The 22,283-nt window shown below is 31.5% G+C and carries 19 protein-coding genes; 1 reads left to right on the forward strand and 18 read right to left on the reverse strand.

Annotation, left to right across the window (positions count from 1 at the left end):
- Positions 1 to 79: 79 nt before the first annotated feature.
- The 9 genes from sdhB to zapA form a co-directional block, all read right to left on the reverse strand.
- The gene (gene sdhB, locus NSQ15_RS08060; protein WP_017637636.1) at positions 80 to 913 is read right to left on the reverse strand and encodes a succinate dehydrogenase iron-sulfur subunit; all 834 of its coding nucleotides are present in this window, start codon (positions 911 to 913) and stop codon (positions 80 to 82) included.
- Positions 913 to 2,679, reverse strand: coding sequence for a succinate dehydrogenase flavoprotein subunit (gene sdhA, locus NSQ15_RS08065; RefSeq protein ID WP_029055491.1), 1,767 nt, complete (start codon positions 2,677 to 2,679; stop codon positions 913 to 915). Before sdhA ends, sdhB begins: the two co-directional genes overlap by 1 nt.
- A gap of 53 nt (positions 2,680 to 2,732) precedes the next feature.
- On the reverse strand, positions 2,733 to 3,347 hold the full coding sequence (locus NSQ15_RS08070; RefSeq protein WP_029055492.1) for a succinate dehydrogenase cytochrome b558 subunit: 615 nt from the start codon (positions 3,345 to 3,347) through the stop codon (positions 2,733 to 2,735).
- 410 nt (positions 3,348 to 3,757) lie between these two features.
- Positions 3,758 to 5,542, reverse strand: coding sequence for an excinuclease ABC subunit UvrC (gene uvrC, locus NSQ15_RS08075; protein WP_340747084.1), 1,785 nt, complete (start codon positions 5,540 to 5,542; stop codon positions 3,758 to 3,760).
- Positions 5,543 to 5,673: 131 nt separating this feature from the next.
- Entirely contained in the window at positions 5,674 to 5,988 is a 315-nt protein-coding gene (trxA, locus tag NSQ15_RS08080) for a thioredoxin (RefSeq protein ID WP_017637640.1), read from the reverse strand.
- 172 nt (positions 5,989 to 6,160) lie between these two features.
- Positions 6,161 to 8,509, reverse strand: a complete 2,349-nt coding sequence (locus tag NSQ15_RS08085; RefSeq protein WP_217232509.1) for an endonuclease MutS2 — start codon at positions 8,507 to 8,509, stop codon at positions 6,161 to 6,163.
- A 9-nt stretch (positions 8,510 to 8,518) separates the two neighbouring features.
- Complete coding sequence (gene polX, locus NSQ15_RS08090; RefSeq protein ID WP_217193837.1) at positions 8,519 to 10,231, reverse strand: DNA polymerase/3'-5' exonuclease PolX; 1,713 nt, start codon at positions 10,229 to 10,231, stop codon at positions 8,519 to 8,521.
- Between the two features lie 75 nt (positions 10,232 to 10,306).
- On the reverse strand, positions 10,307 to 10,828 hold the full coding sequence (locus NSQ15_RS08095; protein ID WP_017637643.1) for a CvpA family protein: 522 nt from the start codon (positions 10,826 to 10,828) through the stop codon (positions 10,307 to 10,309).
- A complete protein-coding gene (gene zapA, locus NSQ15_RS08100; RefSeq protein ID WP_017637644.1) occupies positions 10,829 to 11,095 on the reverse strand; it encodes a cell division protein ZapA in 267 nt (88 codons plus the stop codon).
- A 375-nt stretch (positions 11,096 to 11,470) separates the two neighbouring features.
- Between zapA and rnhC the strand changes: the two genes are divergently transcribed.
- Positions 11,471 to 12,409 (forward strand): ribonuclease HIII, encoded by a 939-nt coding sequence (gene rnhC / locus NSQ15_RS08105; protein ID WP_017637645.1) that lies wholly within the window; start codon positions 11,471 to 11,473, stop codon positions 12,407 to 12,409.
- Positions 12,410 to 12,745: 336 nt separating this feature from the next.
- Here the strand turns inward: rnhC and pheT are convergent, their stop codons facing one another.
- The 9 genes from pheT to isdC form a co-directional block, all read right to left on the reverse strand.
- A complete protein-coding gene (gene pheT / locus NSQ15_RS08110) occupies positions 12,746 to 15,148 on the reverse strand; it encodes a phenylalanine--tRNA ligase subunit beta (RefSeq protein ID WP_217193836.1) in 2,403 nt (800 codons plus the stop codon).
- Positions 15,148 to 16,206 (reverse strand): phenylalanine--tRNA ligase subunit alpha, encoded by a 1,059-nt coding sequence (gene pheS / locus NSQ15_RS08115; RefSeq protein ID WP_070452743.1) that lies wholly within the window; start codon positions 16,204 to 16,206, stop codon positions 15,148 to 15,150. Before pheS ends, pheT begins: the two co-directional genes overlap by 1 nt.
- 435 nt (positions 16,207 to 16,641) lie before the next feature.
- Entirely contained in the window at positions 16,642 to 17,382 is a 741-nt protein-coding gene (locus NSQ15_RS08120) for a TrmH family RNA methyltransferase (protein ID WP_340747085.1), read from the reverse strand.
- Between the two features lie 228 nt (positions 17,383 to 17,610).
- Positions 17,611 to 17,934, reverse strand: coding sequence for an antibiotic biosynthesis monooxygenase (locus tag NSQ15_RS08125; protein ID WP_017637649.1), 324 nt, complete (start codon positions 17,932 to 17,934; stop codon positions 17,611 to 17,613).
- A 16-nt stretch (positions 17,935 to 17,950) separates the two neighbouring features.
- The gene (gene srtB / locus NSQ15_RS08130; RefSeq protein WP_017637650.1) at positions 17,951 to 18,679 is read right to left on the reverse strand and encodes a class B sortase; all 729 of its coding nucleotides are present in this window, start codon (positions 18,677 to 18,679) and stop codon (positions 17,951 to 17,953) included.
- 37 nt (positions 18,680 to 18,716) lie between these two features.
- Positions 18,717 to 19,694, reverse strand: coding sequence for a hemin ABC transporter permease protein IsdF (isdF, locus tag NSQ15_RS08135; protein WP_108000285.1), 978 nt, complete (start codon positions 19,692 to 19,694; stop codon positions 18,717 to 18,719).
- A gap of 12 nt (positions 19,695 to 19,706) precedes the next feature.
- A complete protein-coding gene (gene isdE / locus NSQ15_RS08140) occupies positions 19,707 to 20,588 on the reverse strand; it encodes a heme ABC transporter substrate-binding protein IsdE (RefSeq protein ID WP_340747086.1) in 882 nt (293 codons plus the stop codon).
- Positions 20,585 to 21,619, reverse strand: a complete 1,035-nt coding sequence (locus tag NSQ15_RS08145) for a hypothetical protein (protein WP_070452754.1) — start codon at positions 21,617 to 21,619, stop codon at positions 20,585 to 20,587. The genes isdE and NSQ15_RS08145 overlap by 4 nt, the downstream gene beginning before the upstream one ends.
- Positions 21,619 to 22,266, reverse strand: coding sequence for a heme uptake protein IsdC (gene isdC / locus NSQ15_RS08150; RefSeq protein ID WP_017637561.1), 648 nt, complete (start codon positions 22,264 to 22,266; stop codon positions 21,619 to 21,621). The genes NSQ15_RS08145 and isdC overlap by 1 nt, the downstream gene beginning before the upstream one ends.
- Positions 22,267 to 22,283 lie beyond the last annotated feature (17 nt).

The following is a 22,283-nucleotide window of genomic DNA, read 5'->3' on the forward strand; positions in this document are numbered from 1 at the left end:
TGGCCAATACAAAGTAAATCATTAAATAAAAAAGCGATACCCCTTTTATTGGGTATCGCTAAATCTGTCACTTATATTATTAATCTACTTTATGGTCAGAACCAAAGAATGATTTGAACATATGGAATGAAGTTTCTCTATTCATTGCAGCAATTGATGTTGTTAAAGGAATACCTTTTGGACATGCATTCACACAGTTTTGAGAATTACCACATTGTTGTAGACCACCTGCGCTCATTAATGCATCTAAACGTTCATCTTTTGTCATTGCACCTGTTGGGTGTAAGTCGAATAAACGAACTTGTGAAATAGCTTGTGCGCCAACGAAGCTATTATTTTGTGTAACGTTTGGACAAACTTCTAAACAAACACCACAAGTCATACATTTAGATAATTCATAAGCTGTTTGACGTTTTTTCTCAGGCATACGTGGTCCTGGTCCTAAATCGTAAGTACCATCGATTGGAATCCAAGCTTTCATACGTTTCAAGTTGTCGAACATTCTTGAACGGTCAACTTGTAAGTCACGAATTACTGGGAAAGTACTCATTGGTTCTAAACGAATAGGTTGTTCTAATTGGTCAACAATTGCAGAACAAGATTGTCTTGCGCGTCCGTTGATAACCATTGAACAAGCACCACATACTTCTTCTAAACAGTTCATATCCCAAGTTACTGGAGTTGTTTTTTCACCATTAATATTAACTGGATTACGTCTAATTTCCATTAGACAAGCAATAACATTTAAATTTTCTTTATAAGGAATTTCAAATGTTTCTTCATATGGTTTAGATTCACTATCGTCTTGACGTTTGATAATTAATTTAACCGTTTTTTGTTTTGGTTGATCGTTTTGCTGTTGTTGTTGATTACTTTGAGTTTCTGGAGTGTCTTTTACTGATTGGTCAGCCATTATTTTTTACCTCCTTTAGACTTACTAGTGTAATCACGTTTACGTGGTGGGATTAAGCTAATATCAACTGGATCGTATTCAAATCTAGGTGCTTCTGTTCTACCTTGGTAATACGCCATAGTTGTTTTTAACCATTCATCATCATTACGATCAGGGAATTCTGGTTTGTAGTGTGCACCACGTGATTCATTACGGTTATAAGCCCCAATTGTAATTACTCGTGCTAGCACAAGCATATTCCATAATTGACGAGTGAAGAATACAGCTTGGTTACTCCAAGTTTGTGTATCTTCCATATCGATATCTTCATAACGTTTCATCAATTCTTGGATTTTCTTATCTGTTTCTAATAATTTATCATTTTCACGCACAACAGTTACATTTGCTGTCATAATTTCACCTAATTCACGATGAAGTTTATAAGCATTTTCAGAACCGCGCATGTTTAATAATTTATCAAAGCGTTCTTGTTCTTCTTTCACACGTGCTTCATAAATACTGTCATCTAAGTCAGTGTATGAAGTTTCAATATCATCAAGATATTTAATAGCATTAGGGCCAGCTACTGTACCACCATAGATGGCAGATAATAATGAGTTGGCGCCAAGTCTATTACCACCATGTTGAGAGAAATCACATTCTCCTGCAGCAAATAAACCTTTAATGTTAGTCATTTGGTCATAATCAACATATAGACCACCCATTGAGTAGTGTACTGCTGGGAAAATTTTCATTGGTACTTTACGTGGATCATCACCAGTGAATTTTTCATAAATCTCAATAATACCACCAAGTTTAACGTCTAATTCATGCGGATCTTTATGAGATAAATCTAAGTAAACCATGTTTTCGCCGTTAATACCTAATTTTTGGTTAATACATACATCGAAAATTTCACGTGTCGCGATATCACGAGGTACTAAGTTACCATAGTCAGGATATTTTTCTTCTAAGAAATACCAAGGTTTACCATCTTTATATGTCCAGATACGTCCACCTTCACCACGTGCTGATTCACTCATCAGACGTAATTTATCGTCACCAGGAATAGCAGTTGGATGAATTTGGATGAATTCACCATTTGCGTATGCTGCACCTTGTTGATAAACGATAGATGCTGCAGAACCTGTATTAATCATTGAGTTAGTTGTTTTACCGAAGATGATACCAGGACCACCTGTTGCCATAATTACTGCGTCAGAACCGAATGATTGAATTTCAGAAGTTGTCATGTTTTGTGCAACAATACCTCTAGCAGCATTGTCGTCATCTTTAACTATACCTAAGAATTCCCAACCTTCGTATTTTGTTACTAATCCATCTACTTCAAATGAACGAACTTGTTCATCTAACGCATATAATAATTGTTGACCTGTTGTAGCTCCAGCAAATGCTGTTCTGTGATATAACGTACCACCGAAACGTCTGAAGTCTAATAGACCTTCATTAGTTCTACTAAACATAACACCCATACGGTCTAATAAGTGAATGATGTTAGGTGCAGCTTCAGCCATTGCTTTTACTGGTGGTTGGTTTGCTAGGAAGTCGCCACCATAAACAGTGTCATCAAAGTGAATCCAAGGTGAGTCACCTTCACCTTTTGTATTTACCGCACCGTTAATACCACCTTGGGCACAAACTGAGTGCGAACGTTTAACAGGTACTAATGAGAATAAATCTACATGTGCACCTTTTTCTGCTGCTTTAATTGTTGACATCAGACCGGCAAGTCCTCCACCGACAACAATAATTTTTTTCTCTGCCATAGAAATGTCACTCCCCTGAAATATAAAAACTAAGACTAGTTAATCTGTATTTGTTACATAAATGCGATAATAGCAGTTACGCCGATATAAGAGATAATTAAAAATACAATTAACGATACCCATGTGAAGACACGTTGTGATTTTTTAGATTGTAAAATACCCCATGTAACTAAGAATGACCATAATCCATTTGAAAAGTGGAATACTACTGCAATTACACAAATAATGTAGAAAATAGCCCACAATGGATTATGTAAAGTTTCGTGCATCATATTATAGTCAACTGCTTTACCGTAAAAAGCTTTTTGTAAGCGTGTTTGCCATAAGTGCATACCAATAAAGATGAATGCTAAAATACCACTTATTCTTTGGCAAAAGAACATCCAGTTTCTGAATAATGAGTAATGACCCACATTCTCTTTTGCTGTAAATGCAATGTGTAAACCAAATAAACCATGGTATAAAAGCGGAATATAAATAAATAGAAATTCAACTACCAATAAGAACGGTATTGATTCCATGAAACCTGAGGCTTTATTAAAAGCTTCCGCCCCTTGTGTTGCTTGATGATTGACCAATAAGTGAACAATTAAGAATGCACCGATTGGGATAATACCTAATAACGAATGGATTCGTCTTAAGTAGAATTCATTTTTTGATTGAGCCAAAAGGAGTCCCCCCTGTAAACATTTAATTAATTGACTAAAATTATAAAGTTGTATGTAAACTGCAGTAAAAAACCATATAAAATACTAGCTTCTTTTACTTCTTTATTTTGTACTCGTCTTAATTAAATCACTTTAAAGATACTTGGGAGCATCTTCCTGTTAAATTTAAAATCAAACAAGTATTTCATAAAAAAGAAAAGGGCTAGTCATGTTATAGATTTCATATAATGATGTCGTCATATGTGAGTATTCTATAGCAATTCATGTAACCCTACATGATTGATAACAATTCTCAATTAGAAAACGCTTCCAAACAACTTTAAAAAAATAGCCTTTTGTTAACTATATTGTAACATTATTTAAAGCACTTTTGGACATGAGAATAATTCTCATGTCCAAAATTTGTCAATTTATTTTGATTGAAGTGCGTGCTGTAAGTTTTTTGCAACATTTTCGGGTAGTCCAGATTTTTTTAATTCTTCTAAAGATGCTGCTTTCATCTTCTTAATTGATCCAAAAGTTCTTAATAATTTCGTTTTACGTTTACTTCCAATTCCATCTATATCATCAAGTACTGACTTAAGACCTGTTTTTTGTCTCGTTTGTCTGTGGAATGTAATAGCAAAACGATGGACTTCATCTTGAATGCGGTGTAATAAATAGAAAGCTTGGCTATTTTTCTTCAATGGCACTATTTCAGCACTCGCACCATATAATAATTCTGACGTTTGGTGTTTGTCATTCTTTTGTAGTCCTGCAACTGGAATATCCAAACCTAATTCATTTTCAAGTACGTCCATAACACCGTTCATATGCCCTTTACCACCATCAACAATGATTAAATCTGGTAATGGGGTACCTTCATTTAGAACTCGAGTGTATCGTCGACGGACTACTTCTCTCATTGATTTATAATCATCTGGCCCTTCAACCGTTTTAATTTTATATTTGCGGTAGCCCTTTTTATCTGGCTTACCATCTACAAAAGTTACCATGGCTGATACGGGATCCACACCTTGGATATTGGAGTTATCAAATGCCTCAATTCTAATAGGAGTTTGTATTCCCATTCTTTCACCGAGTTCCTCAATTGCTTTAACTGTTCTTGATTCGTCTCTAGCGATTAATTCAAATTTATTTGTTAATGACACTTCGGCATTATGGTTAGCTAAATCTATCATTTCTTTTTTTGCACCTCTTGAAGGTTGCACTATTTTAGTATCCACAACAGATTGAATAATTTCTTTATTTAAATTTTTAGGGATATGAACTTCTTTAGGTAGGATGTGTTGATTTAAACTGTAGAACTGACCTATAAATGTATAGAATTCTTCTTCTTCTGTTTGTTGAATCGGAATCATCGTTGTATCTCTTTTAATCATATTGCCTTGCCTAATGAAAAATACTTGGATACACATCCATCCTTTAGACACACTATATCCAAAAACATCACGAATCGTATTATCGGTAGACATAATTTTTTGCTTTTTAGTGAGATTATGAATGTGTTGAATTAAATCACGATATTCTTTAGCACGTTCAAAATCTAATGATTCACTAGCTTTCTCCATACGATCTTGTAAATTGTTTAATATCGTTTTATCTTCACCATTTAAAAAATCACTAATTTCTTTTGTCATTTGAGCATATTTATCTAAATCTACATCATAAACACACGGCCCCATACATTGACCAATATGATAATAAAGACATAATTTATCCGGCATTTTATCACATTTTCTAAATGGATATATCCGGTCTAATAATTTTTTTGTCTCTTGTGCGGAATAAGCGTTAGGATATGGACCGAAATATTTACCAGATCCTTTTTTAACTGTTCTGGTTACGATTAATCTAGGATGTTTTTCTTTAGTAATTTTAATGAATGGATAGCTTTTATCATCTTTCAGCAAAATATTGTAACGTGGTTGATATTGTTTAATTAAGTTTAATTCTAAAAGTAATGATTCTGTCTCGCTTGAGGTTACAATAAATTCAAAATTACGTATTTCACTCACTAAGCGCGTTGTTTTAGCATCATGTGCACCAGTAAAATATGAACGTAATCGATTACGTAATTTTTTAGCTTTACCAACATAAATTACTTGATCATTACGATCTTTCATTAAATAACAACCAGGTTCCAATGGTACGACATTTAACTTAGTTTTAATTTGTTCTTGATACGTTTCCATGTTTTTCCTCCTTTCTTGTTGGTTTTAATTACGATAAATTCTTTTATGAAAAAATATTAATATTAAATAGGAATAGACAAAACAAAGCTGGAGCATTCTTATGAAATGCCCCAGTCTTCATGTCTATATTCTTATAGGTGTTTATCTAATACTTCAGCTAAGTTTTCTTTAGGTTGGAAACCTACTACTTTATCAACTGGTTGTCCATCTTTGAATACAATTAAAGTTGGAATACTCATTACTTCGTATTTTGCTGCAGTTGATGGGTTTTCATCTACATCTAATTTTAAGATGTCTGCTTTACCATCATAGTCCCCTGCTAATTCTTCTAAAACTGGAGCGATCATTTTACATGGTCCACACCAAGTAGCCCAAAAATCTACTAATTTAACTCCAGATTCTATTTTACTATCGAAATCAGAATCAGTTACTTTTACGATTGCCATAATTGCCAATCCTCCTTAATTTTTAAATGATGAGCAAATTATAACAGAATTTATAAGGTAATGCATTGCAATCTGCTTGCTCTTTTTTTAAAGTGGCAAATTTCCTCAAGAAATCATTCAATTTTCCACTTACTTTAGGCTAATGCCTCAACAAAATATCTATTATGAAGATTTATTTTAAAGAAGCTACGGTAACACCAAATCCACCTTCACTTGGCATACCACCTCTAAATGTTTTAACACTTTTATGTCGTTTTAAATGTTGTTGTACACCTTTTTGTAATGCACCAGTGCCTTTACCATGAATAATATAAACCTGTTCGAAATTGCTTAATACTGCTTGATCTAAATACTGGTCTAATTCGATTAGTGCATCTTCATAGCGATAACCTCTTAAATCAAGTTCTGTTTTTACAGTTTGTCTATTCGCACGGGTAACCATTTTCGTTGGTTTCTCTTTTTTCTTTTTCATTTTTTCTAAATCTTCAATAGGTAGTTTCATTTTTAAAATACCCATTTGAACAACCGCTTCTTCATCGCCAACTAATTCAAGCACTTCACCTTTTTGTCCATAAGATAAGACTTTAACTTCATCGCCAGCTTGAATTTTATCATACTTTTGTTTTTGAACATGTTGTTTAATGGATTTCGCTTCATATTGATCATCTAATTGTTTTTTCTTATCAATAAGTTCATGTTCTTTAACGTCTGCACCTTTTTTATCTCTTAATTCTCTCAATTCTTTAAGAATCGCATCAGCTTCTTTAGTTGCAGATTTCACACGTTGATTCGCTTTTTCTTTCGCTTCATCCATTAATGATTTTTCATAATTTTGATACTGTTGATATTGTTTTTCTAGTTCGTCGTGTGTTGTTTGTGCTTCCTTGACTAGTCTATCTAATTCAATACGTTGTTCATCCACACGTTTTGAATTTTTCTCAAGTGATTCTATCATATTGTTTATTTCTTGTTCATCAGTACCAATCATTGTCTTAGCTCTATTAATAATATGAAGACTTAAGCCTAATTTCTTAGATATATCAAATGCATTAGAACGTCCAGGCACACCCATAAGTAATTTATATGTTGGACTTAATGATTCAACATCAAATTCAACACTCGCGTTCATCACGCCTTCACGGTTATAACTATAAGCTTTTAATTCTGGATAGTGAGTTGTCGCCATAACTAAAGCTCCTAGACTTCTTACATGATCTAGTATACTCATCGCAAGTGCTGCACCTTCACTAGGATCTGTTCCTGCACCTAATTCATCAAATAGAATTAAGCTATTTTTATCTGCATCTTTTAATATTTCAACAATATTTTTCATATGTGATGAAAATGTCGATAATGATTGTTCTATTGATTGTTCGTCACCTATATCACAATACACGTTTTCAAATACACTTATTTGGCTACCATCTAATGTAGGAATAAGCATCCCTGATTGTGCCATGACAATAATTAATCCTAATGTTTTTAATGTTACTGTTTTACCACCTGTATTCGGACCAGTAATAATGACTGTTTCGATGTCATCTATAAATTCAATCGTATTAGCTACAACTGTATTTTGATCTAATAATGGATGGTATGCATTGGGTAAATAAACGGTTCTCTCTTTATGAAATGTTGGTTTAGTTCCTTTGATAGAACGTGCATATCTCGCTTTTGCAATTAAAAAATCAAGGTGACCCATAATTGACTCTGCTGTTAACAAAGCATCCGCTTCAGCTGCTACTTGACCCGTTAACTCAGTTAAAATACGTTCACGTTCAACTGCTTCATCATTTCGCAATCGGCTAATTTGGTTATTCATTTCAACAACTGAAGATGGCTCAATATACAATGTTTGTCCAGAAGCTGATTGGTCATGAACGATACCATTAAAGTCCTGTCTATATTCTGCTTTCACAGGTATAACATTTCTATCATTTCTTACTGTCACAATGGCATCAGACAATTTTTTTTGATTAGCCTGACTTTTAACTACTCTATCTAAATTTTGTCTAATACGTTGGTTAGTACTTGATATCTTACTACGGATACTTTGTAACTCGTAACTTGCATGATCAAATAAATCATGTGTGTCACATTTTTCATTAATATCTTTAAAAAGGTCAGTTAGTATTGGTAGTTGTGCCATATTACTATCTAAAATTGGATATTTAACCTCTTCATCTTCTTCTAATAATTGATTATAGAATGTCTTAAATTGATTTTGAACTTGTATCAAACGTTTAATCGCAGTTAATTCAGTTACATTTAAGACGCCACCAATAGTTGAACGATGAATATATTGCGCTACTTTTGATAAACCACTCAAACTTGGAAGTCGATGTTTATTATATATTTGCGAAATTTCGTCAGTTTCATTGATTTGAAATTCAACTGTTTCAAAATCTGTTGCTGGAGACATTTCTGCTACCTTTTCTCTTCCTAAATCACTGATAGCTTCATTTGATACAAATGATTTTATTTTATCAAATTCTAAGACATCTAATGTTTTTTGTCTCATGCAATCCCTCTATTTCTTCATTTTTATGTTGTTATTAATAAACGATTTAAATGCCTCTCTAGACATTGTATTGATTACTCTATCTTTCGTAACAAATCCTTTTTGCGCTGTTGCAACACCATATTTCATAAATTCTAAATGATCAGTATGATGCGCATCTGTATTAATGGTTAATTTAACATTTGGATATTGTCGTACTGTTTGTGCATTTAAATCCAAACGCTTTGGATTCGCATTAATTTCTAAAATTGTATTTGTTTCTTCAGCAAGTTGAGCTAGTTTTTCAATATTTGGTTCGTATCCAGGACGACGGCCAATAATTCTAACAGTTGGATGAGCAATATGTCTTACGTATGGATTACGACACGCATTTTCTAAGCGTTTCATAATGTCTTCTTCAGATTGATTAAAACTTTGATGTATCGCTGCAATGACATAATCCAATTGTGCAAGAATCTCATCATCATAGTCTAATGAACCATCGGGTAATATGTCCATTTCAATACCTGAATAAATATCAATTTCATCATATTCTTCATTTAATTGTTTAATTTCTTCATTTTGACGTAACAAACGTTCCACTTGTAAACCATTTGCCACTCTTAAACTTTGTGAATGATCAGTAATAACCATAAATTCATATCCTTTAGCGATATTGGCTTCTATCATGTCTCTTATTGAAAATGCACCATCGCTATATGTGGTATGCATATGAAGATCACCTTTAATATCATCTAATTGAATAATTTGGCTTAAATCTTTATCAAATTCACTTCCATCTTCACGCATTGAAGGTTCAATCCAAGAAACTCCAAAATGTTCATAAATTTCCGCTTCGCTATTAAATTGCAATACTTCCCCATTATCCTTTTCAATACCATATTCACTAACTTTCTCATTTTGAGCTTTGGCTAATTGTCTAATGCGAATATTATGATCTTTAGATCCAGTGAAATGTTGCAATGTATGATAAAAAGCAGAAGGTTCAATCAATCTAAAATCTACGCCAATTGTTTCATCATCGTATTCTAGTTCTACTGATATTTTAGTTGAACCTATCGCTACATCTTTAACTTTATTAGGAATATTTAATAATTGTTGTTGTACTTTTTCTGGTTCATTCGTGCTAATAATAAAATCTAAATCTTTACTTTGTTCTTTATATCTTCTAAAACTTCCCGCTGAAGAGTATTGATCGATATCGTCTAATTGACTAATATAATCTATAATTTGGTGATTAAGACCTCTCATCTGATCAATTGGATAACTTTCTTTTTTAGCACCTAATGCTTTAACTGCTTCTAGAATATTTTGTTCCGTCTTTTTAGCGAAACCACTTAATTCACTTACTTTACCTGATTCACACGCTTCTTGTAATGACGCTTTATCGGTAATATTTAGTTCTTTATATAATTTAGCTATTTTTTTACTACCTAGCCCTTGTATTTTTAATAAAGGAACTAGTCCCTCAGGAACTTCTTTTTGTAAATCTTCTAATGCAGTTGAATGTCCAGATTGTCGATATTCATTAATGACATCACCGACTCCTTTTCCAATACCTTTTAATTCAGTTACATCTTCAATCTCATCTAGTGGTCGTTCATCTACTTCTAAACTTTGAGCTGCTTTTCTATACGCAGACACTTTAAAGGTATTTTCTCCTTTTAACTCCATATAAGTAGCTATTTTTTCTAATAATTGAATAACATCTTTTTTAGTCATATACATCTCTCCATAAAAATAAGACCAGGACATATTACTATTTCAAATTGTCTGTCCTGACCTCAACATCATTTTTTATAAATTTAAAATTAATTGTGAAACATAAGGTGTGTGCAATAGAATATGCTTAGCTAATAATGAATGACCTAATGAATTTTGTATCATTACATTAGGATATAAAGCTAAAATATACATCATGATTTGAATAAATATAATACCCATTATTAAACTTAATATAATACCTAAGATACGGCTAATGATGTTTAAAGGTTGATATGCAACTATATTATCAAATGTGACGATGATTAGATATAAAATCAACTTACTGCATAGCGCAATTAAAATAAAAGCTACTATAGATTCAAAACGATATTGTAAGTGATCAAAAGATATCGCATATTGGGTATCATATGCAACAGTCTTTGGAAAAGGTAAAAACACGATTAAACGTTTTGCGATGTCTCGATAAAATTGCATTGCAATCCATAACGACACTATTGAAGAAATAAAATGTAAACTTGTAAGCCACAATCCTCGTCGAAATCCAACGATTGCAAAATACAGTAAAATGATTAATATAACAATGTCTAATAACATCTAATCTTCTCGTTGTTTTAATTGATTAAGTTCTTGTTGTAATCGACGGTTTTCTTCCTCTAAGCTTACTTTTTCATGCATGATATTGACGGCTGTTAAAATAGCTTTCCTCGTTGTATCTAGTCCAGCTGATTTTTGCCCTAATTCTCTCATTGTCTCATCTACTAAATGAGCAACATGTCGTATATGCTCTGGGCTATCATCACCAATTATTGTAAAATGTTGGTCATTAATTGTTACATTTATTCTATTCTTAAAATCACCCATAATTATATCTCCTGACTTTTAATTAAATTATTCCGTATCTCTATTTAATTTAACCAAAATCATGTTTCTATATTATTTGTACATAATATTAATTTTTGGTTTTATTCTTTTTACTTATCATTAAACATTATACATGAGTCATAATTATTTTGTAAGTATGTGGTTTAATAAAGTCAATCTTTTTCTTTAGAAAATTATAATTACCTTTTTAATTTTTAGTATTATACATTTTAGAAAAATCCATACTCAAAGACTTCAAATGTAATTTAAGTATCTAATCTCTTTTGATTTTCACTTATGATATAAAAGATAATGTTATGATATGATTTGATTAATGTACCACAATAGTATGAATAAAGAGAGGTTTAACAAAGTATGGCTAATATAGTCCATAAATTAACAACAAATGAAATCAATACATTAATGTCTAAAATAAAATTTGATACAGTACAGTTGCCCCAAGGTATGAAAGCTCGCACGAAACATAACGGTGCTGTTATCAATATATATAATTCTGGAAAAGTCATGTTTCAAGGCAATAATGCCGAAACTGTAGCACAACAATTACTACCTGAAAAACAAAGTAACACTACTAGTTTAAATTCTTCCAAATCTTCTAAGTCACAGGCATCTTATATTAAATACAATCAATATAATTGTATAGGTAGTGATGAAGCTGGCAGTGGTGATTATTTTGGCCCACTAACAGTATGTGCCGCATATGTTACAAAAGAGCATGTGAAAATTTTAAAAGAATTAGGTGTTGATGATTCTAAAAAATTAACCGACACTAAAATAGTAGAAATAGCAGAACAACTTGTTAACTTTATTCCCCATTCATTACTTACACTTGATAATGTTAAATATAATGATCGACAACGTGCTGGATGGTCACAAGTTAAAATGAAAGCTGTATTACACAATCAAGCTATTGCAAATGTTGTCCAAAAAATTGAAACTAATGATTTGAATTATATTGTCATTGACCAATTTGCAGAACGTGGCGTATATCAACGTTATGCTTTATCCGATTTGCCTTATCCGAAATTAACAAAATTTGAAACAAAAGGCGAATCTAAATCTTTAGCCATAGCGGCTGCCAGTATTATCTCTCGATATGCCTTTGTAAAACATATGAATCATATATCTAAATCATTAAAAATGGAAGTTCCTAAAGGCGCAAGTAATAAAGTTGACTTATTCGCTGCAAAAATAATTGAAAAATATGGTATTGATAAATTAGACAGTATTTCTAAAAAACATTTCAAGAATAGAGACAAAGCTCAGGCTTTAGTTAAAAAGAAATATTTATAAGTGCAATCCAATGCAAGTAAGTACTATTTATATTGATTAGTAATTATATTAGACTGTCCGTAAAGTCCATGACTTTGTTGGCAATTTTTATACCCATGCTTTCCCAGGGTACAGTTTCAGCCAGAAATTCTACACAGATAAACCTGTGGGAATTTCTATGGTCTTCAACTAATACTGTTACCTCTGGAGTCAGCGCATAAATACAGCTCATTATTCCTCAAATAATCTAACAATGAGATGATTTTAAAAAGACAAACCTATCGCCAAGATAGATTTGTCTATAAATATGGCAAGTATCAACCTCTAAGGAATGATACTTGCCTTTTACTTACTTTATTATCTTATTGTTGCGCCTTTTTCTTTCAATGCTTCGATAATTTGATCATGTACTTTTGATACACGCTCATCAGTTAAAGTATTTTCAGTATCTAAATAATTTAATCTGATTGCAACTGATTTTTTACCTTCTTCTAAATGTTCACCTTCATACACATCAAATACTTGTGTATCTTGAAGAATATCAGCACCATTATCATGAATTGTTGAGATAAGTTCAGATGCTGGTACATCATGATTTACCTCTAATGCAATATCACGTGAAACACCTGGATATTTTGGAATTGGTTGATAATTGATATAACCAACAGAAACTTTCATCATTTCTTCGTAGTTTAATTCAAAAACATATGTGCGTTTTAAGTCATTATCAGCCGCTACAGAAGGATGTAATTCACCGATAAAACCAATATCTTTGCCATTTAAAGAGACAATTGCAGTTCTACCTGGATGTAAACCTTCAATTTTAGCTGCACGATAATCCAATGTTAAATTAAGTTTTTCAGCAACTCGTTCAATAACACCTTTAGCTAAATAAAAGTCAACTTCTTCTTTTTTACCTTGCCATTGATTTACAACATAATCACCTGTCATAATACCACTTAAATATTCAACTTCTTCAGGTAATTCACCTTCACCATTGCCGAAAAATACTCGTCCAATTTCATATAATTTCACATCTCTATTTTTACGTGCAACATTATACGTTGTTGCCTCAATTAAATGTGGTAGTAAACTTTGACGCAATGTTGAATGTGCTTCACTCATTGGCATAAGTAGTTCAATTGTTGATCTATCTTGTAATGCAAAATCTTTAGCATGTTCTTTAGATACAAGTGAATATGTGATAGCTTGGTTCAAACCTGCACCTTCTATTGTTTCTTTCACTATTCGTGTTTTACGTTGACGGTCAGTTAAAGTACCACTAGTTACTTCTTCAAACACTGGTAATGTTGATGGAATCTCATCATAGCCGTATATACGTGCGACTTCTTCAATCAAGTCTTCTTTAATAGAAATGTCTTTACGACGAGATGGTACAAATACCGTAAGTTCATTATGATTTACTTCTGTTTCAAAACCTAATTGTTCGAAATTCTTTGTAATTTCATCTGCAGATAAATTAAATCCGACTGTTTCATTGATTTTGTCAGTTGTAATGTGAATTGGTGTAATGAATTCACCTAAATCGCCTGCAGAAACTCTATCTTTAAGGACACTACCAGAAGCATACATTTCTAATAAATAACATGCACGGTCAACAGCTTCATTGACAAATTCTGTCGCAATGCCCTTTTCAAATCGACTAGAAGCTTCACTACGTAAATTTAAGCGTCTAGATGTATGACGAATAGAAGCAGAATCAAAAATAGCGCCTTCTATAACAACATTAGTTGTTCGATCACTCACTTCTGAAAAATCTCCGCCCATCACGCCACCTAATGCAATTGGTGTTTGTCCATTAGTGATGACAATATCTGACTCAAGTAGTGTTCTTTCTTGATCGTCTAATGTCGTCATTGTTTCATTTTCTTGTGCTTGACGAACTTCAATATGATTAGAACCAATTTGATCTTGGTCAAACATGTGTAAAGGTTGTCCATATTCTAATAAAACATAGTTTGAAATATCAACGACATTATTAATTGGTCTAATTCCCGCTTTCATTAAACGTGATTGCATCCATATTGGTGATTGACCAATAGTGACATTTTTAACTATTCTCGCGCTATAATAAGGTACTTTATTTTCATTTTTAACGGTAACAGATAATTCATCTGTAGCGGATTCATTTAACTCATTACTAGCAGTTTGTGGTTTAGTCATTTGAGTTTGATATAACGCTGCTACTTCATATGCAGTACCTACCATACTTAATGCGTCTGCACGGTTTGGAGTTAAATCAAATTCCATAATTTGGTCATTTAAATACAATGCATCTAATGCATCTGTACCGGGTGTTACCTCTGTAGAAAATACGAAAATGCCATTTTCAAATGCTTTTGGTACAACATTACTTGAGATACCTATTTCTTGTAATGAACAAATCATGCCTTTAGAATGCTCCCCGCGTAACTTGGCACGCTTAATTTTAATACCACCTGGTAAACGTCCACCTACTTTAGCAACAATGACATATTGTCCTTCATCAACATTAGGTGCACCACAAACGATTTGTACAGGCTCTTCCTCACCAATATCTACTTGGCATATATTTAATTTATCTGCATCTGGATGAGACGCTTTAGATACGACATAACCTACTACTAAGTATTTAATGTCTTTTGTAAAATCAATAATATCGTCAACTTCAATACCAGTGCGTGTTATTTTTTCTGCTAAATCTTGAACATTTTGATTCACGTCTACATAATCTTTTAACCATTCATTTGAAATTAACATTAAATCTCACCTCTATCTTCTACAGCTTTAAACTGGTCTAAGAAACGTACATCATTTGTATAGAAATGACGAATATCCTCAATACCATATTTCAACATAGCGATACGGTCTGGTCCCATACCAAAGGCAAACCCAGAATATTCATTTGCATCGAAACCAGCCATATTTAAAACGTTAGGGTGTACCATACCTGCCCCTAAAATTTCAATCCATCCAGTATGTTTACAAACATTACAACCTTGACCTTTACATTTGAAACATGACACATCCACTTCCACAGATGGCTCTGTAAATGGGAAATAACTTGGTCGTAATCGAATTTCTCTATCAGCACCAAATAATTCTTTCGCTAATAATTCTAATGTCCCTTTTAAGTCACTCATTTTAATATTTTTATCCACTACTAATCCTTCAATTTGAGTAAATTGGTGGCTGTGTGTCGCATCATCTGAATCACGACGATAAACTTTACCAGGGCATATAATTTTAACTGGACCTTGACCATTTCGTTGTTCCATTGTTCTTGCTTGCACTGGTGACGTATGCGTTCTCATTAAAATTTCTTCAGTAATATAGAAACTATCTTGCATATCACGTGCTGGATGAGATTTAGGTAAGTTTAAAGCTTCAAAATTATAATGATCTTGTTCTACTTCAAATCCATCTACAATTTCATAACCTAATCCTAAGAATAAATCTTCAATTTCTTCAATAGTTCGAGTTAATGGATGTTTAGAACCTATTTCAATTTGACGACTTGGTAAAGTAACATCGATTGTTTCTTCTGCTAATTGTTGATTTAACTTTTCATTAGCTAAAATCGTTTGTCTTTCGTCTAGCTCTTGTTGAATTGTTTGTCTTAGCTCATTGACTTTTTGTCCATAAGCTGGTTTTTCTTCATTTGGTAAGTCTTTCATATTTTTCATTAATGCACTTACCGAACCCTTTTTACCTAAATATTTAACTTTCACATCTTGTAAAGTTCTTTCATCATTAGCAGCATTTATATCAACCAATGCTTGTTTCTTTAATTCACCCATATGATCATTTTGAGTCATACGTTTTTCCTCCTTTTATCCCATCAACAATATATTAATCAATTAATTATTTATTTTTTTAAACAAAAAAGACTTTCGCCCCTCTAACTGGGACGAAAGCCTTCCGTGGTACCACCCAAATTTATGCTTATGCATACACTTGTATACGTTGTTAACGAAGACGTACTCCGACTTAAATCTCTTTAAGTAGCCAAAAAGATGAAAAAAACTAATCAAAATTGGAATAACTTTCAGTCGCGGTTATTCTCCCTTAAACAATTTCACATGTTAGTTTACGTCTTTTTATAGGCTATTAATTCTCTTGTAGACCATATCATTGATTATTTATGAATTCATTATTTATTATAGACGATTGATTGATATAGGGTCAACCGGCAATAACCGTTTTGAATATCATTTATAAATTTTAAAGTCACCTAAATGTAGACAAATATTTTATTCTTTTAATTGGTAAAGTAAGATACTACCAGCAATTGCAACATTTAAACTTTCAGCTTTTCCATAAATAGGAATAGTTAAATTTTGAGTTGTACTATTTAATAGTGTTTCATTTACACCTTCACCTTCGTTACCCAAAATAAGTGCAAATGTGTCTTGTGCTTCAATTTCTTTAAAGCTTACAGCTTCATCTAATGCTGTACCATAAATGGGTCCATCAAATGTATCGATGAATATCTGTAATGATTCTGACATAACAGGAATATGAAATACACTACCTTGACTCGCACGTAATACTTTATCTTGATATGGATCTGCAGTGCCTTTTTCCATTACTATTAGATCAATACCTGCTGCATCTGCAGTGCGGATTAACGTTCCTAAATTACCTGGGTCTTGTATTCTATCAATTAATAATACTTGCTTCGCAGTTGATATATCATATTCTGGTTTTTTTATCACTGCGAAAAAGCCTTGAGGTGTCACAGTTCCAGACAACGCTTCTGCAACTTTTAAATTAATTTCAAATGTTTCATAAGCATACTCAATTAATTGTTCATCTGTTCTACTAGGATCAACAACAAATAATTGTTCAATGTCTAAACCACTTTGATATGCTTCATCTATTAAATGTATACCTTCGATAAGTGCTAAACCTGTTTTATCTCTATCTTTCTTTTTCTTAAGTTTATTCGCATTTTTAATTTTATTATTTTGAGCCGACGTAATTTGTTCCATATAATTAATCTCCAATATGATAATTTCTAATTATCCTTAATTGTATATGATTAAGTTATAAATTGAAAATAAAGTATTACTACTATTTTAATAGTTTAGTGTTACATACGCATTAGCTTTAGCTAATGTGTTCTACTTAGAAACACCTTCACAATATTAAAATAAAAAAGCTTCCGACTAAATTTTAATGATTTTTAATCGGAAGCTAATTGCTTTTTAAACAAATATTTATTTTAAATAATGATAGCCAATATCATATGTATGAACGCTATTTTTAATAATCGGACTACTTTTATCATCAGATTGACTGCGAACATTTTGATGTGCTTTTTTAAATACATCTGATTTCAACCAGTCTGTAAAAGCTTGTTTATCTTTCCATAAAGTTAAAATTTTAACTTCATCATAATCCTCTTTTTCTAATGTACGAGTAACAAACATACCTTCAAACCCGTCTAATGTCTCAATACCATGTCTAGTATAAAATCTTTCAACAATTTCTGTTGCTGTCCCTTTGTTTAGCGTTAATTTGTTTTCAGCCATAAATCTCATGATTGTCTTCATCCTTTTAGTTAATTTTAGTTAATTTGGCAATAACTGCTATTCTGCCTGCTGTTTGTCTAAATGCATCTTCACAAGTCGATAATGTCACAATTTTATCTCCTTCATTGACATCTACATTCGTTTTAATCAATGAACGCTTCTTTGTTTTGATTAAAAATGCTTTAAATTGTTCATCATTATCAAAAGTCGTTTGGATATAATTGTCATTACTTGTTGTTTTAAATGCACTAAAAATTTGTAATTGATATTTACCATATTTAGTATCAAAGTGGATTGATTTGTGTTTGTCATAAAATGATTGTTTTAAATAATCATCAAGTACATCAAACATAGTTTGATCACCAATATGATGACCATATATCACCGTATTTTTATCTAAAGGATTCAATGAATTTCGATAATCCATAAAAATACTTCCTTTACGACGTTGTTCTCTTTCAAAATCTAAATTTAAATATTCATGATTTGTTTTACCTTGTAAAATAGGATAATTGAGCGATGTTCCCTCTAATTGAATCCAACCAACGATGTCTTTATTAATTTTTTCTAAGGATTCAAATTGTGGTCTTACTGATGATTGATGTTCATTTGATAGTGTTTTAAATTTCTTTTGTATTTTGGCATAACTTTCTTGTTCATCTTTATCTTGAACATAAATTTTAATTATTTGATAAGTAAAAACGACAATAACAACGATTAAAATAATTTGTATTATTCTTATTATGTGTTTCATATAATGTGATAATCCTTTATTCTTCATTAGTTAAGCCTTACATAGATTTATAATTACGTTGACGTTTACCCTTACATAATAAATAAATCAATGTAGGTCCACCTACAATCATTAAAATAGCATTGGCAGGTATTTCTAATGGTGGATGTATTGTACGTCCTGCTAAATCAGCTAAAAGTAAGAACCAAGCTCCTATGACTATTGAAAATGGTATAACTGCTTTATAATTAACACCTACTATTTTTCTTACAATATGAGGTACAATAATCCCTAAAAAGGCCATTTGACCTACTATCGCAACTGTTGCACTTGCTAAAAATACTGCTAATAAGCCAATTATCCATCTATACGTATCTATTTGAAAACCAATACTCTTAGCTTGCATATCGTCTAAATTTAATAAATTCAACTTAGGAGATAGTAAAATACTTAAACTTAATCCTATCATTGCAGAAGTCGCTATAATATATACATCTTTCCATGTTTTCATAGTTAAACCTTGAGACATTTTCAGTAATGGATTTTGACTTAAGATGTCATATACACCATTTAATAACACAAATAATGCTACACCTACTAAAATCATACTTACCGCATTCAACTGATATTTAGTGTGTAAAAATATAATGATTATAAATGGAATCAATCCTCCGATAAAAACTAAAAATGGTAAATAATTATATAGTTGAGGAATATACATCATACATAGCGTTCTCATAATTAAAGCGCCAGTCGAAACGCCAATTAAGTTCGCTTCAGCTAATGGATTTTGAAGAGACGCTTGTAAAAGTGTTCCTGATACTGCCAACATAGCCCCTACTATCATTGCTATTAATATTCTAGGTAATCTCAAATCTAATATCGCATCCACCGCATTATTTTCACCAGTTGATAATTTATCTATCCAATCATTAAATGTAATTTTTAAAGTACCAGTAACAAATGATAAATATGCTGTTAAAACAGTTAATAGTATAAATATTATTAAAAATAACTTCTTATGGTTCTTTATCATACAATCATTCCATTACTTTTTATTGTTATAAAATAAGTCATATAACTGTTTCATTGCTTCGTCAGCATCAACATTCGCTGTAATTCCAAATGGAATCTCTTCTAAATCATAAACTTTATTATTTTTAACAGCTTTAAAATGCTTCCAAATATCATTTTGTTTAAATTCTTTTTTAAACATTTTTTTCACTTCATCTGGCATGCCATGTGGTAAACGTAAAATGATATCAGGGTCTACATTGAGTAAGTTTTCAGTATTTGACGAAATATACTGTCTATCTTTTACTTTAATTACATTTTCTCCACCAGCAATTTTCACTAAGTCGCCAATATAAGATTTATCTGTCGCAACTAAATAACTTCCTGGCACACCCATAAGAATTAGTACTTTAGGGTGTTTACGTTGTTTAGCAGCTTTGTCTTCAATTTCCTTTTTCACTTTATTTAAGTGATCATTTAATTCTTTTGCTTTTTCAGTTCTATTAAACTGTTTACCTAATTCTGTAATTGAATTTTCCATACCTTGCAAACTATCGTAGTCATAATAGTAACCTTTCATATTAAGCTGTTTATAAAAAGGTTTCATTTCATCTTTGATTGTAGACACACTTAATACGTGAGTTGGATTTAATTTTTTAACTGCTTCTACACTTGGTTGCATCGGTTGTCCCACTTCGGGAACATCTTTATATCGTGTCGGTAATGTTTTATAAGATGTTGGTTTCCCAACGATTGGTAAATCCAGTTTGTCTAGTGTCATTGTCAATGCAACAGTGGTAGGTACAATTCTATATTTTTCAGCTTTTTCTTCTTTTTTTGATTTCGATGATGATTCACAAACGACTAATAAAATAGCACATATAATTCCTAAAATTATTGTTTTTACATGTTTCAATCTTTTTTACCTCGCTTTTTCATTAATAAATGAGATACAACTAGGAGTAACATTGCTAATACTATAGCTACGCCCAATATCGCATATTCTTTTTTATGACTTTTTGCTTTTTGATTATTTTCATATTTTTTATTATTTGGTTTATGTTTCTTTACATCATCATCTCTATTGAATGATGGTAATGTTTTATCTTTTTCCTTTTTAATATTGTCCCTAGTACTTTGAATTTTAGTTGATTGTGAATCAACATTATTTTTCAAACTTTGATCATTATTATTTGAATTTCCAGACGATTGAGTATGACTGCTGTTACTATTTTTAGTCACATTTATATTTGTTGTAGTTGATTTGTTTTTTTGTTCTTGAGTACTATTCTTATATTCTTTTGGTTTATTTTGACCAGTCTTTTTATTTTTAGATATATCTTTATCTGTAGTTCGTGTTTGTTGATTATTATTCTTATTTTGTTGAACTATTATTTGATTCTGATTTTTATCTTTTTGGTCTTCTTTATCATCTTTATTTTGTTTTAAATGAATGAATAGTACACTGTCTTCCTTATCATGGAGATTTTGTTTATAACGCATTTCCAAGGTTTGTATATTTTGCTTTAATAATATTCTTATCATTGTTGTATTATCATTACTTTTAGTTACAAAAGGTAATGGCTGAGAATTGGATGTCAAAAATTGATAATTTTCAATCTTAGTATGTAGAGATAATTTGATTTCTAGGTAAACTTGATTTTTACTATTAACAATAAGTCGACCTTTTTTATCAAATACTTCTACTTTCTTATCATCTTTATCTCTTACATCAAGATAGATATTATTAGTCTTTATAGGTAATTCTTTAAAAATAGCTTCATCTAATTTCTGAGGGTTATCTTGCTGTGTATTATAAGAATTGGCTGATGGACTATTCATCTCATCAGCCAATAATAATGCATCTTTATTATTTAAAATCATAAATGTCGATACACAACAATAAATGATTAACGTTTTAAAGCTAGTTTGTAATGATACATTCATTATTTCACATTACCTTTGTTAACCTTTTTAGCATAAAATGTAATGAAAACGAATGACATCAATGCAACTGCAGGAACGATATAAATATATCCTGGAATACCAGCACTAGTTTGTGGGTTTTCTACACCACCAGTACCAGTGTTTGTAGTACCCCCTGTAGTATCATTACCAGTAGTACTTGCACTGCTACTACCATTACCAACTACATTAGATGGTCCATTAAATTTATAAGTAATATTGTAATGGTGATCATATAAGAAAGGTTTGCCATTTACTTTTTCATTAATATATACATCAATTTTACCTTGGACTTTACCGCTCACTTTACTTACTTCAAATTCAGAAGTACGTTCATCTTTCGCAGCATTTTTATTAATAATTTTTTCTTTATGGCCTTCGATACTCATACCTGTAATCCAATGACTGTGGTTAACAGTAATTTGAACATATAACTTACCGTTCTTTTTAACATATTTAGCTGGTTTATTAAAATAATCATTGGCAATAGATGTATCGTTAGTATTATATTTTAAGATTTCATAATTGAACGTTCCGCTATCTTCAGCAAAAGCATTATTAACAGTTGTCGCAAAAAACAATATAAAAGACAATACGGCTACACTAAAAATTTTATGTAATTTTTTCAAAATATATACCTCCCATT

It is taken from the genome of Staphylococcus sp. FSL W8-0774, from assembly GCF_038006785.1.
Taxonomy (GTDB): domain Bacteria; phylum Bacillota; class Bacilli; order Staphylococcales; family Staphylococcaceae; genus Staphylococcus; species Staphylococcus pasteuri.

Excerpts from the sequence above, each read along its gene's own strand:
- trxA (WP_017637640.1), bottom strand. The coding sequence starts at position 5,988 with ATGGCAATCGTAAAAGTAACTGATTCTGATTTCGATAGTAAAATAGAA.
- pheS (WP_070452743.1), bottom strand. The coding sequence starts at position 16,206 with ATGACTCAAAATGATCATATGGGTGAATTAAAGAAACAAGCATTGGTT.
- zapA (WP_017637644.1), bottom strand. The coding sequence starts at position 11,095 with ATGGGTGATTTTAAGAATAGAATAAATGTAACAATTAATGACCAACAT.
- uvrC (WP_340747084.1), bottom strand. The coding sequence starts at position 5,542 with ATGGAAACGTATCAAGAACAAATTAAAACTAAGTTAAATGTCGTACCA.
- pheT (WP_217193836.1), bottom strand. The coding sequence starts at position 15,148 with ATGTTAATTTCAAATGAATGGTTAAAAGATTATGTAGACGTGAATCAA.
- NSQ15_RS08145 (WP_070452754.1), bottom strand. The coding sequence starts at position 21,619 with ATGAATGTATCATTACAAACTAGCTTTAAAACGTTAATCATTTATTGT.
- sdhA (WP_029055491.1), bottom strand. The coding sequence starts at position 2,679 with ATGGCAGAGAAAAAAATTATTGTTGTCGGTGGAGGACTTGCCGGTCTG.
- rnhC (WP_017637645.1), top strand. The coding sequence starts at position 11,471 with ATGGCTAATATAGTCCATAAATTAACAACAAATGAAATCAATACATTA.
- isdF (WP_108000285.1), bottom strand. The coding sequence starts at position 19,694 with ATGATAAAGAACCATAAGAAGTTATTTTTAATAATATTTATACTATTA.
- NSQ15_RS08125 (WP_017637649.1), bottom strand. The coding sequence starts at position 17,934 with ATGAGATTTATGGCTGAAAACAAATTAACGCTAAACAAAGGGACAGCA.
- polX (WP_217193837.1), bottom strand. The coding sequence starts at position 10,231 with ATGACTAAAAAAGATGTTATTCAATTATTAGAAAAAATAGCTACTTAT.
- sdhB (WP_017637636.1), bottom strand. The coding sequence starts at position 913 with ATGGCTGACCAATCAGTAAAAGACACTCCAGAAACTCAAAGTAATCAA.
- srtB (WP_017637650.1), bottom strand. The coding sequence starts at position 18,679 with ATGAAACACATAATAAGAATAATACAAATTATTTTAATCGTTGTTATT.
- NSQ15_RS08095 (WP_017637643.1), bottom strand. The coding sequence starts at position 10,828 with ATGTTATTAGACATTGTTATATTAATCATTTTACTGTATTTTGCAATC.
- NSQ15_RS08085 (WP_217232509.1), bottom strand. The coding sequence starts at position 8,509 with ATGAGACAAAAAACATTAGATGTCTTAGAATTTGATAAAATAAAATCA.
- NSQ15_RS08120 (WP_340747085.1), bottom strand. The coding sequence starts at position 17,382 with ATGGAACAAATTACGTCGGCTCAAAATAATAAAATTAAAAATGCGAAT.